This is a genomic window from Psychrobacter sp. AOP7-C1-14 (assembly GCF_052376135.1).
GTDB lineage: Bacteria > Pseudomonadota > Gammaproteobacteria > Pseudomonadales > Moraxellaceae > Psychrobacter.
The window spans coordinates 349,360-366,694 of record NZ_JBQSVH010000001.1; the positions used below are offsets into that span (position 1 = coordinate 349,360).

Sequence of the window (17,335 nt, forward strand, 5' to 3'; positions counted from 1 at the left end):
ATCTCAGTTACTTAATTCTATCCGTCAGTAAGGAGCCGCTGTGAGCCAGCCATTTCGCTCAGCCGATATTCGCCAAGCATTTTTCGATTTTTTCATGAGCAAGCAGCATACCCAAGTTTCATCGTCTAGCTTGATTCCATACAATGATCCGACATTGCTATTTACCAATGCCGGTATGAATCAGTTTAAAGAAACTTTTTTGGGTATGGAACCACGTGACTATACACGTGCGGTAACCTCGCAAAAGTGCGTGCGTGCTGGCGGTAAACATAACGACTTGGATAATGTTGGCTATACTGCACGTCACCATACTTTCTTTGAAATGCTTGGTAATTTCTCGTTTGGTGATTACTTCAAGCAAGCTGGTATCGAGTATATCTGGGAATTTTTGACCTCAAATAAATGGTTAGCGATTGATAAAGACCGTCTGTATGTCACCATTTATGAGACTGATGACGAAGCTTTTGAGATTTGGAATAAAGACATCGGTATTCCGAGCGACCGTATCATTCGTATTGGTGATAATAAGGGTGCCCCATATGCGTCAGACAACTTCTGGACGATGGGTGACACTGGTCCTTGTGGTCCCTGTACTGAAGTCTTTTATGACCATGGTGCCGACGTTGAAGGCGGCTTGCCAGGCACACCTGAAGAAGATGGCGACCGCTATATTGAGATTTGGAACTGTGTATTTATGCAGTTCAATCGTCAAAAAGATGGCACGCTATTACCACTCCCTGCACCAAGTGTCGACACAGGAATGGGGCTTGAACGTATCAGTGCCATCATGCAAGGCGTTCATGGCAACTATGAAATCGACTTATTTGTTCATTTGATGGATGCAGCGGCTGACATCCTAGAAATCAATAACGAGCAACAATCTTCACTAAAAGTCATCGCCGACCATATTCGCGCCGTGGCATTTTTGATTGCTGATGGTGTCACGCCTAGCAATGAAGGTCGCGGTTACGTATTGCGCCGTGTCATTCGTCGTGCAGTACGCCATGGCAACAAACTTGGTGCTGATAGCGAGTTCTTCTACAAAATGGTCGAGCCGCTAGTCGCTGAAATGGGCAGTGCCTATCCTGAGCTAAAAGATAAGCAAAGTATTATCGAAAATGCCATTCAAAAAGAAGAAGCGCAGTTTGCCAAAACATTGGCACAAGGCTTACGTTTGCTTGCTAGCGAACTTGAAGGCCTGCAAGATGGTGATACCTTATCTGGTGAAGCCGCATTTAAACTCTATGATACCTATGGCTTCCCACTTGATTTGACTGCCGATATCACTCGCGAGCGTGGTATTGCTATCGATGAAGCAGAGTTTGATGAGCATATGCAGGCACAACGTGAGCGTGCTCGTGATGCTGGTAAGTTTGATGTTGATTACAGCAGCGTGATTCAAGTAGAAACGCCCACGACATTTATTGGCTATGAGCAGCTTGAAGAAGACGGCGTGACTATTGACGCGCTTTACCAAGACGGTACTCCAGCAGACAGCTTAACGGAAGGTATGGAAGGCGTTGTGGTATTGGATCGCACGCCATTTTATGCTGAAGGTGGTGGTCAAGTTGGCGAACTTGGCGAGATTCGTACTGAGTCAGGCGTCTTTGAAGTACAAGACACCAAAAAATCTGGTCAGGCGATTATCCATTATGGTGTCGTGACCATGGGCGATGTCAGCACTAAGCAAATGGCAGAGGCTCAAGTATTGTCTAGTATTCGCGCTGCCAGTGCCAAAAACCACTCGGCTACTCACCTATTGCATGCAGCGCTAAGAGAAGTGCTGGGTGATGAAGTTACGCAAAAAGGCTCACTGGTCTCAAGCGAAGTACTACGTTTTGACTTTGCTTATGACAAGCCTGTCAGTGCTGCTGAAATCTCGCGTGTCGAACGTCTCGTCAATGAGCAGATTCAAGCCAACACCCCTGCCCGCATCGAGCACATGTCGATTGATGAAGCGATGAACCAAGGTGCGATGGCACTGTTTGGCGAAAAGTACGGCAGTGATGTTCGAGTATTAACCATGGGTACTGACCGTATCGTCGATGGTCAGCGTAAACCTTTTTCTATCGAGCTATGTGGTGGCTTGCATGTACAGCATACTGGCGATATTGGTGTATTAAAAATTACCAGTGAATCTGGTATCGCTGCTGGTATCCGCCGAGTTGAAGCCGTCACAGGTATGAATGCAGTCAAAAACATTCAGCAAAGCGAGCAACAGCTGAGCGAGTTGGCAAGTCAGCTGAAAGTAAAACGTCCTGAAGTGGCACAGCGTGTCCGTACTATGGCTGATAAGCAACGCGACCTAGAAAAACAACTAGAGCGCTTGCAACAAAAAATCGCCAGTGCACAAGCAGCTAATCTACTCGACGACGTACAAACGATTGCAGGCACCCCAGTTCTTGTCAGTACCTTAAGCGGTATCGATGGTAAATCAATCCGTACGCTGATGGACGATATCAAATCAAAACTGCCTGATAGCGTGATTGTATTGATTGGTGATAAAGACAATCAACTGGCTCTCGCAGCGAGCGTCGCAAAATCTGTCACTGCCAAAGTTAAAGCTGGTGATATTATTCGTCATTTGGCAGGTGAGCTTGGTGGTAAAGGTGGCGGTAAGCCTGACTACGCACAAGGCGGCGCACCGAAGTCTGGCAATAGTACAGCGGTTATCAGCGCTCTACCTGCTTGGATTGAAACCCAACTTAGCTAAACTGACGAATATATTGGTATAGCGCGTCACAATGTGCCTTTTCTTTATTGCATAGCTTTTCTACTACGCACAGAATATGTGATTGGTTATAGCTACTATAACCAATCGCCATATATCTAAGCGGTCCTTTGGCTTAAAGTTATGCAGTAGATATGGTATAAAGGTCAACGTTTGGGCATATTGTTCATTCTATAAGGTTGGAACAGACCATTAGAAGAAAGAAAGACCTAGGGCATAACTCTTATAATCTGGCTTTATCTATACAAGCATTGACGAGTATCACATTGACTCTCATCAATGACAATAAAAAGTCATTATTGAATAAATAGGTAGATTTTTATGGCGTTAATAGTACAGAAATACGGCGGCACCTCGATGGGTAGTATCGACCGCATCAAAAACGTCGCTAAACGAGTCAAACGCTGGCATGACAATGGTCATCAAGTAGTCGTCGTGGTTTCAGCCATGAGCGGTGAAACCAACCGTTTGATTGATTTAGCACGCCAAATTAGCACGCAGCCTGATCCTCGCGAATACGATCAAATGGTCTCAACAGGTGAGCAGGTTTCTATCTCACTACTCGCCATGGCTATTAAAGAGCTTGGTATTGGTGCTCGCTCATTTACTGGTCGCCAAGTAGCGATTAAAACCGACAATGCCCATAACAAAGCCCGTATTGAAAGCATCGATGACCAAAACATACGTGAGCAACTCGATGCTGGCAATATCGTTATTGTGGCAGGCTTCCAGGGTATTGATGAAGCAGGCAACGCGACCACATTGGGACGCGGCGGTTCTGATACCACAGGTGTGGCGATTGCTGCTGCCTTGGGCGCTGACGAGTGTCAAATCTATACTGATGTCGATGGCGTTTATACCACTGACCCGCGTGTAACCTCAAAAGCCAAAAAGCTTGAAAAAATTACGTTTGAAGAAATGCTTGAAATGGCCAGTCTTGGCTCTAAAATCCTACAGATTCGCTCAGTAGAATTCGCTGGTAAATATGGCGTGCCGCTGCGTGTACTTTCTAGCTTTGATGAAAACACAGACGGTAGCTTTGACCAAGAATTTCAAGACAACGTTGGTACCCTAATTACGATAGACGAAGGAGACAATATGGAACAGGCAATCATCTCAGGTATCGCGTTCAACAGAGACGAAGCAAAAATCTTAGTACGTGGCGTGCCTGATCATCCTGGTATCGCCTCTGCTATCCTAAGCCCAATTGGTCGTGCCAATATCGAAATCGATATGATTGTACAAAACCTTTCGGACAATGGTACCACTGATTTTACTTTCACGGTTAACCGCACTGATTTAGATAAAACGCTAAAAGTGCTTAATGAAGAAGTAAAAGATGAGATTGGTGCGAAAGAAATATTGGGCAACAGTGAAGTTGTTAAAGTCTCATTGGTTGGTGTTGGCATGCGTTCACACGCTGGTGTTGCTAGCCTAATGTTCCAAACGCTCGCTGAACACAACATCAATATCCAAATGATTTCAACCAGTGAAATTAAAGTGTCTGTCTTAATTCAAGATCAACATTTAGAAAAAGCCGTCAAGTCATTGCACACGGCATTTGGTCTAGATCGTGAAGACGGTGAAAGTAAAATCGCTGGGCTATAAGACATAAAAACTGTTAAAATATAGCACTAGTATTAACGATTATCTATTGACTGCTATTAGTGATTTTATATAGTGCGTAAATAAACATCATGTAAGTTAATAGTGTCTAAATAAAATAGGATCTTTTTAGGTCCTATTTTTATTTTTTATCGTAGCTAAAATGAGCATTTATCTAATAGTTTTGTGAAAAACCGTGACAGTATCTGTTATGCCACCTATAATGGGGCTTTCATTTGGGCTAAATGAATCTACCTATCATTACCGCTATTGGCACGATATCGAGCATTATAATAATCGTTATATTGCGTGTTTAGTGCTTCGGTAATGTTCTGCAATTGAGAAGTAATCTGATGAGTAATAATTTGTTGATGCGACATAAGGAGTGTGACGCATGTTAATTTTGACACGCCGCGTGGGCGAAACGCTAATGATTGGCGACGAAGTAAGTGTGACGGTTCTAGGCGTCAAAGGCAATCAAGTACGTATCGGTGTAAATGCACCCAAAGATATTGCAGTACACCGCGAAGAGATTTATCAACGTATTCAGCATGAGCGTTCTGTACAGTCGCAAATGCAGCATCTTGAGCAAGGCAATTTTTCGCCTTCATTTGATGATGAAGACTACTTTAATCGCTAAGCTACCTAAATTATAATGCTGAACGCTCAACGGCTATTATCATCATTGAGCACACATAAATATTATATTGTTTTTTAATCTGCTCTGAGGTCATTTATTTATGAGTATCCGCCAATCAGATGTATCGGCATTACTTAATGGTTTGAACAAAAAGGCCATTGGATTCAATGATGTCATCAGCTTTATCGATGATTTTTATCGCTATGCACCTGCCCCTTTTGTAAATGGAATGGTACATAACGCAGCCGGTGAGAATGAAGGTAGCGCAAAGATTTTTGGTTTCGCTAAGCACCATGGCCTGAATCAATTGGACACGCTTAAACTATTTGGCGAACATTATGCCAAGGTTCAAGCAACGCCTAACGGTACCGATCATGCCAATATCCGTAACTTTTTACATTGGGGCTGGCAAGGATTCTTGATGCAAAAGAATCCGCTAACGGTTCGTCCTAGTGTCGATACGACTGCTATTTAACTATTTATAATGGTTCAGTTATTTCTGATAATTTAATCATTGGTAAAGTAAAAAAAGCCACGCTAAATAGCGTGGCTTTTTTATAATGAGTATTTCTGTAACAACTATTATAGACCTAATTACTTATAAGTCTATTTACCACGAAACTTATTTGTCACGAAATTTGACAGGCTGCACGGCACCTTTAGGATTCGGCATATTAGGATAGTGATGCTCGTGCTCAACATCACATTCAGCGCCAACGACAGAACCATCATCTTTTACAGGTTTATGAATATAACCCGTACGCTCAGCAGGCGGTAGGTGTTCGTGCTCCCATACCATCACTGCTTGCATACAGGTTTCGCGCTGTTCAGCGGTGATTTTTTGACCGTCAGGCCATTTACCTAGTTCAATCGCCATACGAAACTTATCAACCACTTCGGGCGTTAGGCTTGCTAGTATTGTTTGTTTATCCATCTTGCCTACTCTCCACTACCATTTTTTGCATCATATTTGTGTCTAATAGATATGCTTATTCATCGTCTATAATATCATCATCGACATCAAGACTGAATTCCTCGGCATGTACGTTCCAGTGCAGCTTTGTACGGCAGGCTTCATAGAAATCAAACCCAGGCGGGTGCAACAAGGTAAGCTTATCAGGATGCTTACGAATATATAGGCGTTGCTCTTGCTCAAGCGGTACACTCGGTTTACCATCCGCACTCACCATCGGCTGAGTACGATTGTCTTCATGAATACGAATACAGACCTCACTATTACCACTAACCACAATCGGTCTGCTAGATAATGTATGAGGATGCATCGGCACCAGACAAATGGCATCCATACTTGGATGAATGATTGGACCACCGCCTGATAAGGCATAAGCAGTAGATCCAGTCGGTGTAGCCGCTATCAAGCCATCACTATGCTGTCTATAAACGTCATGTCTATCAATTTTCATCTGAAAATCAATCATATGTACGGATTTGCCAGCGTGCAGTACGATATCATTCAGCGCCATATCTTCATGGATAATCTTACGCCCCTCTCGTATCTCCATCGTTAACAGAAACCGATGGTCCAGTTGATAGTCTCCCATTAATACTTGGCGTAACTTAAAGGCAGCTTCATCAGGCTTTACATCTGCTAAGAATCCTAGACGACCACGGTTCACCCCGAGTACGGGTACACGGTAGCGTGCTAATGCTTCGGCGGCGTGTAGTATTGAACCATCACCGCCAACAACAATAACTAAGTCACAAATTTCACCAATCAAACCACGCTTAACGATTTTGACTCTTTCTATGTCTGTGAGGTTCAGTGTTGGTAAATTGGCAGTTTGTACATCCATTATCAACGTCAAATTCATGTCATTGACGGTTTGGGCAATCTGTACCAAGCTTTGAGTAACACTACGTTTACCAGCACGGCCCATTAAACCAATACGCCTAAAGGCAGGGTTTTTAATAGCGTGGAATAGCTCTGATTCATGTAAGTGTGGCAATCTTGCTGACTGCGCTGAGTTTTCCATAAAACGACTCGGTATAACGGTGAAGTACAAGGTAATAATAGCGATAAATACGCGCTTAGACTAGCATGTTTATGAATTATCGTTGTTAACTGTCGTAACTGACCCCATATAAAGACTATCAAATGTTTTACTTAGTCTGATCCGTCTGTTCAGTTTCAAATTGATGTATTGAGCGATACAGTAGCTCGATGCGCTAGCCAACGAGCAGCCTAAGGTTAAGCCGCAGCGGTTGTCACGCAAACACAGTTGACAATAATGGCGGTTTTGCTAAAGTAGCTAACATTACTAATTTTATATTTTATTATTAAGGACTTATGTATGGCCAATCCTATTGTCAGTCGCGCAGAACTTGCGATCGGCGGTAATCCAATGACGGTCAAGGGCGTAATTCAAAAGACCAGCTTGTTACTTGGTTTATCAGCCATTACTGGTGTGGGCTTTTTCTTTTATGCGCTGATGGCAGGTTTATCGCAAAGTTTTATTACGATGGCAGCCTTCGGTAGCATGATTGCTGCGTTTGTTCTCGCTCTTTTTATTACCTTTAAACCGCACAAAGCCAAAACGTTGGCTGTGCCTTATGCCTTGTTAGAAGGTATCTTTTTGGGCGGTATCTCATTGTTCTTCATGAGAATGTACCCAACAGTACCAGTCACGGCAATGTGTGCAACTTTCGTCACAGCTGCAGTTATGCTTGGTCTATATCGTTCAGGTCTAGTTAAGGTTACTGAAAAATTCCGTTCTATCGTGACTTCAGCCGTTATTGCCATTATGCTTGTCTATGTAGCACAGTGGGTACTTTCTTTAGCATTTGGTTCATCATTGCCATTCCTATTTGAAGGTGGCGCTATCGCTATTGGCTTTAGCTTGTTTGTCATCGTTATCGCTTCTTTCACCTTACTATTAGATTTTGATAATATCGATCGCGGCGTGGCGATGGGTGTTTCTGAAGATTACGAGTGGTTGTTCAGTATTGGTATTCTTGCAACCCTAGTTTGGATGTATATCGAATTTATGCGTCTGCTAAGCTATCTACAAGACTAATTGTAAGAGCTACCTAACAGTATCTCTGTATAGAAAAAACCGCCTTTCATTTGATGGAAGGCGGTTTTTTTATGAGTAAAATTTATTGGCCTGTTTAAATTAAGTACTTTTTAAAGAGACTAAGCACGTTTTAGACGTAAGGCATTTAATACGACAAACAATGAACTGAGCGACATACCAATCGCAGCAAGCCATGGTGGTACATAACCTAGAGCAGCTGGTATCAGAACGATACTATTATAAGCAAGTGCCCAGCGGAAGTTTTGTTTGATAATACGTTCAGTTTTATCAGAGATACGTTTAGCCGCAGTGATGGCCTCGATTTGTCCGTTTAAGATAATACTGTCACTGGATACTTGTGCTAAGTCTGCCGCACCTGCAATCGAGGTCGACACATCGGCCGCTGCTAGCACTGGTGCATCATTAATGCCATCACCTACCATCAGTACAACGGCTCCGTTGGCTTGCAGCTTCTGAATATGATTAACTTTATCAGTCGGTGATAGGCCATTATACGCAGCTTGCATTCCTAAATTCTCAGCCATCACTAGCGCTTGCGGACTTGGGTCACCTGTCAACATAACAGACTCGATACCTAGTCCTTTGAGCGTATTGAGCATCGACTGAGCACTATCACGTACCTTATCGTTGAAATAAAAGCATGCTAGCGCCTGCCATTTTTTGCTATCAATATTCTGACAAGACAGTACCACTGCTGAGCTGGCTCGCTGCGCCAACAGGTCAATGGTTATATCGTCACTTGCAGAGACATTATTAGTACTATCGCTTGCTTTATCTAACGCAAAGTCCTTGTGTCCGATTCGATATACAGTGCCATCAATCATCGCTTCCACGCCGCCCGCCGGATAATGCTGTACGGCTTGCGTCGATGGTAGGTGTAACTGATAGGCCGATGTCAGTAGCGCGTGGGCAATGGGATGACGACTGCCTACTTCTAGTGCAGCTGCAATTGCCAACAGCGTATCTTTTTGTGTCGTTGATGATAAACCGTCAGATTCGGTCTGGCTTTTTGGTTTTATTAACTCAATATTTAATAAATTTGGCTTACCATAAGTCAGCGTACCTGTCTTATCAAAAGCGACATGCGTAATTTCAGCTAACGTCTGTAGCGTATGCCCGCGTGTGGTTAAAAAACCATAGCTGGCCAGTCGATTGGTTGAGACGGTCAAAGCAATCGGCGTCGCCAATGATAGTGCACAAGGACAAGTAGCTACCAAGACTGCTACTGTCGCCCAAATCGCTTGGCTTGGATCAACAATATACCAGCCGACAAATACCAAAACGGACAACACCAAAATACGCGCTACAAACCAGCGTGCCAGCTTATCCGCTTGCTGCGCCAGTTTGGGTTTTTCACTCATGGCGCGGTTCATCAATCGATCAATTAAACCTATTTGGCTGTCTTTTGGTAGTGCTGTAACTAGCATTTCAAAAGGCTGACTGTCGTTTTGTGAACCACCGACAATATAGTCGCCTTGTGATTTGATGATTAAATCACCCTCGCCTGTCAGTAGACTTTGTGACACCGTTGCAGTGGAGCTTAGCAAGATACCATCACTGATAATCTCTGAACCCGCTTCAACCAAAATGATGTCACCCACTTGTAGACTATGAGCGGTGACCATTTGCTTCGACTCTGTATCGTCTTCGGGTTGTGATAGCGCATTTTGTTGGTTGCGTGACTGCTGCCAATCTTGAGCGATACGCGATGTAAGCTGATGAACATTGATGTCCATACGCTGCATAAAATCAGGCATAATTTCAGCCGACGTACCTGATCTCTTTTGAGTCTCATCTTCAGTAGTGTCATCTTGTAGAGATTCATTTTCTTTCAGCTGCTGCAAAATACGCTCTGCTGCTGCTTTTTCTTCAGCGATTTTTTGTACTAATACTGGCTCAACCACCACCAAATCGTTAGCCATAGTTGCAGCTTTTAGGCGTGCATTATGCTCGATATAACGCCCTGCCAACAAAAAGAAAATAAACATACTGACTGAATCATAGTACGTTTCCCCTTGGCCTGTGATAGTAGCGTAGAGACTGGCAAAAAAAGTGATAATCAATGCCAGACTGACGGGCACATCCATATTGACTTGGCGCGCACGAACCGCTGACCATGCGGAAGTAAAAAAAGGAATGCCAGCATAGAAGAATACAGGCGTGCTCACAAACAAAGATACCCAACGCAAAAAATCACGCTGAAATATCAACATGTCGCTATACTCGCCAAAATAAAGCGCAACGGCATACATCATTGCTTGCATCGAACCCAGTGCAGCGATGCCGAGGCGCAGTAGCATCTGATTGTTATGGCGCGCCAGCATAGCTTCATGAGTATCTTGGCGGTAGGGCTTGGCTTCGTAGCCGATCTCGTTGATGACTGCCAAAATACGACTAATGGGTAACTTGTCTTCATTCCAAATAACCCGCATACGCTGATTAGTCAAATTCACCTGACATTTACCAATACCTTCTAGCTCATCAAGACGCGACTCAATAAGCCAAGTACAGGCAGCGCAGCGTAGGTTATTGACCGATAGCTCTGCTACTGACATTCCATCTTGCGCGTAAACGAATTGCGATTTTATCTCGTCATGATCATAGACTTCAAGGCGCGTCAGCTGAGTTGGCAAACTTGCCGTGCGGTTAATTTCTGAACGGTCAAGATAATATTGCTCAAGACCAGCTTCTACAATGCTTTGGGCAGCCAATTGACAACCCATGCAACACATCTCTCGTGACTGACCTAATATATCAGCATGAAATGGTGGCTGAGGGACTGGGTCACCGCAGTGAAAGCAGTGGTCAGCCAGCGGGAGTACCAATCCTTCGATAATAGAAGCGTCTTCATAAGAATGGTTGGTAGAAGATGATACTGATGATGGGATACTAGACATAGTCGCGCTTGCTTCCTTTGACAGGCTTGTTCAAAATGCGTTCTTTTAAAGCAAACTTGCTCTTATTAACTGTGCTGTTTGTAGCGTAGTCGCTTATGATCGTTTGAACATCGTTGCCACTGGCAGCACAATATTAATCAAAAGTGGCTAGTAGCAAACAATTAGCAACAGCGAATTCATACAAAATACATCGTGAGAGCAATCGTAAATTGCTATCTTATATGACGCTTATCTACCAGATTGAAAGTGACTGATGCTTTGCTATAAGTATCGGTCACTTTCAATGGAGATTATACTATAAGCTATCATTATGAGTAATCACATCACTCATGACCTATGACCAATAAATGCCTGCGTTGACGATGATAGATTGAAAAATTTGTCAATTTGCGTCATTATGAGGCAGTTTTTTATCCAAAAATGGTGCGACGTCTGTGCAAAAACCTAATTACAAGTTACCAAATACCAAGTTCTCACCGTCATCTAAGTCTACCATGCATACGCTACCCTCGCAGCAGCGCGGATTGGTCTTTAGTAGTCTGCTATTGATTGTCATCATTGCAGGCATGGTGTTGTTGGCGCTGTATTTGATCAAACTTGATCGCACCATTACTCATAAGTTTGAGGGTAAGCGCTGGGATATTCCAGCCAAAGTGTACTCGCAACCACTTGAGCTGTATCAAGGTGCTAATGTCGATAGAGATACGATGAAGACATGGCTAGAATTGCTCAACTATCAGAGCAACAAGGCTTATGACCGCACGGGTACTTATCATCGGGCAGGCAATACCTACTTTATCCACACGCGTGGCTTTACGTATAGTGCCAATGATAAAGATGCTGAGCAAGTCATCAAGATGACGATTTCTGGTAACAAAGTAGAGTCCATTCAGAGTACCCTGCCTGCCAAAAGCGGTATTATTCGTTTAGAGCCTGTCAATATTGGTGGTATTTATCCAGACAGTAACGAAGATCGCATGGTAGTGTCTTTGGACGAAGTGCCTCAGCCATTGATCGATGCACTCATCGCTACAGAAGATCGCGCTTTTTATGAGCATAAAGGGGTATCGATACGCGGTATCGCTCGTGCCGTAATCAACAACTTTACAGGTGGTGCCAGACAAGGTGGCTCGACCATCACCCAGCAGCTGATTAAAAACTTTTATCTCAATTCGGATCGCACACTAAAGCGCAAAGCCAACGAAGCATTGATGGCCGTGTTACTTGAACTGCATTACAGCAAAGATGAGATTTTACAAACCTATTTGAATGAGATTTATCTGGGTCAAAATGGCAATCGCTCTATCAATGGCTTTGGTTTGGCCTCGCAGTTTTATTTTGATAAACCGCTCAATGAGCTACGCTTAGATCAGCAAGCTATGCTCGTTGGTATGGCAAAAGGTCCAAGTATCTATAACCCACGTCGCAACCCAAATGACTCAAAAGCGCGCCGTGATGTGGTACTCAATAATATGCTGACAATGGGTACACTGAGCCAAGAAGACTATGATGAAGCTTTAGAGCAATCACCTGGTATCGTGGATAAGCCTACCGAAGGCAAAAGCCAGTTCCCCGACTTCTTAGATATTGTCAAACGTGAGCTAAATACTGTTTATTATTCTGATGATCTTAAGAACGAAGGTCTAACCATTATTAGTACCTTAGACCCTATCGCTCAATTGGCAGCAGATAAGGCTGTTGATAATAAACTTGGTGAGCTGCGCCGTAACAGTAGCAAAACTAAAGATTTGCAAGGTGCGTTAGTTAGTGCTAACCCTGAGACTGGCGAGCTAGTATCTGTAGTAGGTAGTGGTAGTGAATTTACAGGGTTTAACCGTGCTGTCGATGCCAAACGTCAAGTAGGCTCACTGCTGAAGCCTATTATTTATATGACTGCGCTTGAAAGCGGTCGTTATAACTTAGCCAGTTCAGTAGATGACTCACCTATTACCGTCAATCTAAACGATGGTGCTGACTGGAACCCTAGGAACTATGACAATCGTGATCATGGTTACGTACCGTTTACCTCGGCTCTATCTCAATCCTATAACCAAGCAGCGGTACGCTTAGGTATGGAGTTTGGTGTTAATACCTTTGCCAAGCAGTTACAGCGTATGGGTGTTAAAGAAGAAATTCCACCTTACCCATCAGCATTATTAGGCTCAGTTAATTTGAGTCCGATGGATATGCTTGGTATCTACCAAGTCTTTGCTACTGGTGGCTTTCGTACGCCTATTCACAGCATTCGTACCGTTATTGATGATCGTGGCCGTATTTTACAGCGCACAGGACTTAACACTCAGCGTAGCATCCCACCTGAAACCAACTTTTTGACCAACTATGCACTACAACAAGTGGTCTCAAACGGTACAGCCAGACGCGCGCAATCGCTGGGTAGTAATTTAAACCTAGCAGGAAAAACAGGTACGACAAATGACTACCGTGACGCTTGGTTTGCAGGCTATAGTGGTAACTATGTGAGTGTTGTTTGGGTTGGTCGTGATGATAACAAACCGATTGGTTTGAGTGGTGGTACTGGTGCCTTACCGGTTTGGGTTGACTATATGAAACGCCTAAAACTGACTCCAGTTGCCCTACCAGAGCCAGAAGGTATTGAATGGTTATGGCTAGAGAACAACTCAGGTAAACTGTCTAATGAACGCTGTGCCAATGCTCGCTATCTACCTGTCCTATCAGCGCACTTGCCAGAAGAAGCCAGTAGTTGCGCGCTGAACCTGTATCAGCAAGAGCGAGCGCGTGAACAAACGCAGTTTCAGAATCAGCAAGGTGACACTAATCAGAATGAAGGTTTAGATATTCCAAATGGCGAAGCTGTTGAATCTGATGGTTCTGAGAGTAGCAGTGATGAAGACAGTGCTGATACTTGGTATGACCGCGCTGTTGAATGGTTCTAACATTGTTTTTGGTTTCTAGCTTTTAATATTTAAAAAAGGTTTTAACATGATGGTGTCATCTTTAAGGACAACTACTTCAGTAAAACACACAATGATGATATGGCGTAAAAAAATCACGTCAAGCAATACCCTATTTTTAGGTAGCGCAATCGTTGGTGTGCTCGGTCTAAGTGCTTGTCAGACGGCGCCTAGCACATCAGCTACGGTGCAAATAACGCCTGTTCAAACAGTACCAACAACACAACCGATAGGGCAATCAATAACCCAAGCGCCTACCACTGAAGCAGATAGTGAAAACAACTATACAGCCGAGCCTTATGATACGGTTGAACAGTCTGAAGCACCAAATCCATTAACACAAGAAACGCCTGTATTTACGCCCACTATTCCAGAAACGACGCAGCCTGATCCTGTTATCATTACGCCCTCTCGTAATGACTATATAATCTCCGAGCCATCTGTACCGTCACATAACGAGCTACTAGAGCACGCTAGAAGAAACTCACAGCAACGTACCCAACAATCTGCCAGCAACAATAGCAACCTACCCGCATTTCGCAATTTGATGCAAGTAGGTATCAATCAGCTGAAAGCGGGCAACCTCACCAATGCAGAGAGCAGCTTTACACGTGCACAGCGTCTAGCACCAAAGTCGTCGGCGGTATATTTCTATTTGGCACAAGTAGCATTGAAAAAGAACCAACCTCGTAAAGCAGAAGCGATGGCACGTCGTGGTCTTAGTGTTTCTCAAAGTACTAGTCGTAGACGAGCATTATGGCAGGTTATATTGCAATCAGGACAAGCTCAAGATAATTCACGCGTGGTCAATGAGGCAAGACAGGCGTTACGCTAATAACTGCATATTTATACATTTCAGACTCATTAAAACACCTATATACATTATGTATTTGACTGTATATAGATTTATCTAGGGCATCTCCCTAACATCTACATTTATTTTTTATTTCCGCTTAAGGTTAATTTTATGGCATGGCAACAACTGCATTTACAATGTGAAAAATCAAACGTCGACTTGGCTGAAGCGCTTTTACTAGAGGCAGGTGCATTGTCAATAGCTTTAGACGATGCTGGCGATCAACCTCTATTTGAGCCACTTCCAGGTGAATCACCACTTTGGGATGAGGTGATACTAACAGGATTATTTGATGCAACTACAGATGCTGGTAGTCGTCAAGCAGTTGAGCAATTAAGTCATGAAATCGCTGCACAAGTACAGGCTACTCGTATCTGGCTAACGGCTGTTGATGACAAGGACTGGGAGCGCGAGTGGATGAGTAACTACCATCCTATCGAATGTGCTAATGACTTGTGGATCATACCTAACTGGATAACGCCACCCAACCCTAAAGCCACCAATATCATTATGGATCCGGGCTTGGCATTTGGTACTGGCTATCATGCTACGACTCGACTATGCCTAGACTGGCTAACAGAGCAAGACCTAACAGACAAAGTGGTTATCGATTATGGTTGTGGTTCAGGCATTTTAGGTATTGCTGCTTTGTTGTTGGGTGCACGTCAGGTGTATGCGGTCGATATTGACCCGCAAGCAGTACTTGCTACCAATCAAAATGCGCTACGCAACAATGTAGGCGATCGTCTGCAGGCATTCTTACCAGAAGAGTTCACAGATTATTGCTCGAAAAATGATGTTTTGCCTGTCGAGATCATCGTTGCTAATATTTTGGCAAAGCCACTTATTGGTTTAGCACCTTACTTTGCCACACTAATTGCGCCTAAGGGCCGTATCGTATTGGCAGGCTTGATTGAATCGCAAACTGAGCAAGTAACTGAGGCTTATCAGCCTTATTTTTCACTCGACCCAAAGCATGCTTTTACTGCACAAGAAGACCAACATTGGCAACGTTTATCAGGTACGTTTACTAGCTAGCAACATTTAATTACATCTGTTACGATAGCAGGTAGTCAAATATTATGTATTTGACACCACTCTGTCCTTGCCCATAATTTATTTAAATTGAAAAGTATAAATAGTATTATGGGCAGCAATTGGTGAGTGGCTAAACGGTATTGATAACCATACTTTTTTGGATTTACCTTTATGACCACGCCAATAAAAACTCAATGCCCCCATTGTCAAAACTGCTATAGCGTCAAACAAACTCAACTAAACCAAGTCAACGCTACCATTAGCTGCGATCGGTGCCAGCAAAGCTTTTTGGTCAATAAATATCTTGTGGTAAATTCTGATGTTATACGCAAGCCTGCACTCAAGACTAGCATCCCTAATAAAAAAGCAGCTCAAAACCAACCAATACCGAACGAACAAAAAGCGAATTCTAGTAGCAATCAGTATAAACCTCAAAATGTGACGAATACCTCCACATCTTCACTTCGTAAGAAAAAACCATCTGATACTTTGATTCATGACGACTTAATCTATGATGATATGGATATAGATGAACCAGAAGAAAATATTCAAGAGTATGACTCACTAGATAGTATGAGCGCATGGTTAGCCCAACCAAACGATGCCGACTCTAGCATAGCAATAAAAGAAAAACTCAAAGAGTCTTCCTCTAAGAAAGCTGATAAAAATAGTCATCTTTCAGCAAAAAAAATATCTACAAATACAACAGCAGCATCCCTAGCAACGCAGGACATACTCAGCTCGGCAGCAGCCAACGATATTCATGCAAACGTTGACACTACTGATAATAATTCATGGCTACAAAAACTATTAGAGGAACAAAATCAGCCCGAAGAATCACCATCAGATGACACAGATTTATCACAACTTCTATCTGATATGGGAGTACCCATTAAAGAGGAAGACTCCTCTGTTGAAGAACGTCTCAAAAAAACACCGCTGCCGTTTGCTGCAACTCCAACAACACGTTCAATTGCGTCATTATTGTGGATACTAGGTTGTTCGGTTTTAGTACTCCTACTCATGGCACAGTATGTTATTTTTAACTTAGAAAACTTAGTCAAAAACCCAGCCCATGCTCAGCGTCTCCAGTCAATATGCTCAGTTTCTGCTTGCAGTTTGCCCAGTGCGGACTTATCAACGCTTACCATCGGCAATATCCGTCACAGAAGCAGTCAGATTAAAACTGCTGATACGTTTAGCGATATAAGCGCTACTTTAAGCAATGAAAGCATGCAATCACAACTGTACCCAAGTATAAAAATAAGCGTTTACGGTAGAGACGATCTCATTGGAGAATTCGTTGCAGATCCAAACGATTATTTATTAGGAAAGCAACGTCAGTTAGCTGCCAATACAGATAGGCAGTTACTATTCACTGTCCCTGTGTCTAGTGCTCAGATTCAAGAGATCACGATGACTGCTCTTTATTGATTTAGGGCGTCGTACATAGACGGGTGTAAGTAGGAAATATACTGTAAATACATTTTCAATTAGATCGTGATAGCCAAGATAACGATGAATCTGTCAGCGCTAAGCAATATTAATTTGATATACTATGGTTCTAATCTCTTATAAT

General features: G+C 43.2%; 11 protein-coding genes and 1 pseudogene. 9 read left to right on the top strand and 3 right to left on the bottom strand.

Annotation, left to right across the window (positions count from 1 at the left end; translation table 11 throughout):
* The first annotated feature begins 40 nt into the window (after positions 1–40).
* The 4 genes and pseudogenes from alaS to ACT3QN_RS01550 all read left to right on the top strand — a co-directional run bounded on the left by alaS (position 41) and on the right by ACT3QN_RS01550 (position 5,451).
* Complete coding sequence (gene alaS / locus ACT3QN_RS01535; protein ID WP_444522284.1) at positions 41–2,713, top strand: alanine--tRNA ligase; 2,673 nt, start codon at positions 41–43, stop codon at positions 2,711–2,713.
* Between the two features lie 339 nt (positions 2,714–3,052).
* On the top strand, positions 3,053–4,339 hold the full coding sequence (locus tag ACT3QN_RS01540; protein WP_444519506.1) for an aspartate kinase: 1,287 nt from the start codon (positions 3,053–3,055) through the stop codon (positions 4,337–4,339).
* Between the two features lie 391 nt (positions 4,340–4,730).
* Positions 4,731–4,898 (top strand): annotated as a pseudogene (csrA, locus tag ACT3QN_RS01545) (carbon storage regulator CsrA); the annotation flags it as partial.
* 178 nt (positions 4,899–5,076) lie between these two features.
* Complete coding sequence (locus tag ACT3QN_RS01550; RefSeq protein ID WP_057759243.1) at positions 5,077–5,451, top strand: HopJ type III effector protein; 375 nt, start codon at positions 5,077–5,079, stop codon at positions 5,449–5,451.
* 147 nt (positions 5,452–5,598) lie between these two features.
* Here ACT3QN_RS01550 and ACT3QN_RS01555 read toward each other — a convergent pair whose 3' ends face one another.
* Entirely contained in the window at positions 5,599–5,910 is a 312-nt protein-coding gene (locus ACT3QN_RS01555; protein WP_444519505.1) for a YeaC family protein, read from the bottom strand.
* Positions 5,911–5,965: 55 nt separating this feature from the next.
* Positions 5,966–6,970 carry an NAD(+) kinase gene (locus tag ACT3QN_RS01560; protein ID WP_444522285.1) on the bottom strand — a complete coding sequence of 335 codons (1,005 nt, stop codon included), beginning with the start codon at positions 6,968–6,970 and terminating at the stop codon, positions 5,966–5,968.
* Between the two features lie 318 nt (positions 6,971–7,288).
* Between ACT3QN_RS01560 and ACT3QN_RS01565 the strand changes: the two genes are divergently transcribed.
* On the top strand, positions 7,289–8,011 hold the full coding sequence (locus tag ACT3QN_RS01565; RefSeq protein WP_444522286.1) for a Bax inhibitor-1/YccA family protein: 723 nt from the start codon (positions 7,289–7,291) through the stop codon (positions 8,009–8,011).
* A 119-nt stretch (positions 8,012–8,130) separates the two neighbouring features.
* On the opposite strand, the gene ACT3QN_RS01570 is transcribed toward ACT3QN_RS01565, so the two are convergent.
* Positions 8,131–10,929, bottom strand: coding sequence for a heavy metal translocating P-type ATPase (locus ACT3QN_RS01570; protein WP_444522287.1), 2,799 nt, complete (start codon positions 10,927–10,929; stop codon positions 8,131–8,133).
* 434 nt (positions 10,930–11,363) lie between these two features.
* Between ACT3QN_RS01570 and mrcB the strand changes: the two genes are divergently transcribed.
* From mrcB to ACT3QN_RS01590, 4 genes are all read left to right on the top strand, one after another.
* On the top strand, positions 11,364–13,844 hold the full coding sequence (gene mrcB / locus ACT3QN_RS01575) for a penicillin-binding protein 1B (protein ID WP_444522288.1): 2,481 nt from the start codon (positions 11,364–11,366) through the stop codon (positions 13,842–13,844).
* Positions 13,845–13,890: 46 nt separating this feature from the next.
* Positions 13,891–14,697 (top strand): tetratricopeptide repeat protein, encoded by an 807-nt coding sequence (locus ACT3QN_RS01580; RefSeq protein WP_444522289.1) that lies wholly within the window; start codon positions 13,891–13,893, stop codon positions 14,695–14,697.
* Positions 14,698–14,829: 132 nt separating this feature from the next.
* On the top strand, positions 14,830–15,756 hold the full coding sequence (prmA, locus tag ACT3QN_RS01585) for a 50S ribosomal protein L11 methyltransferase (protein ID WP_444522290.1): 927 nt from the start codon (positions 14,830–14,832) through the stop codon (positions 15,754–15,756).
* 288 nt (positions 15,757–16,044) lie between these two features.
* Positions 16,045–17,190: a DUF3426 domain-containing protein gene (locus ACT3QN_RS01590; protein ID WP_444528763.1), complete on the top strand. Its 1,146-nt coding sequence runs from the start codon at positions 16,045–16,047 to the stop codon at positions 17,188–17,190.
* The last annotated feature ends 145 nt before the right edge of the window (positions 17,191–17,335 follow it).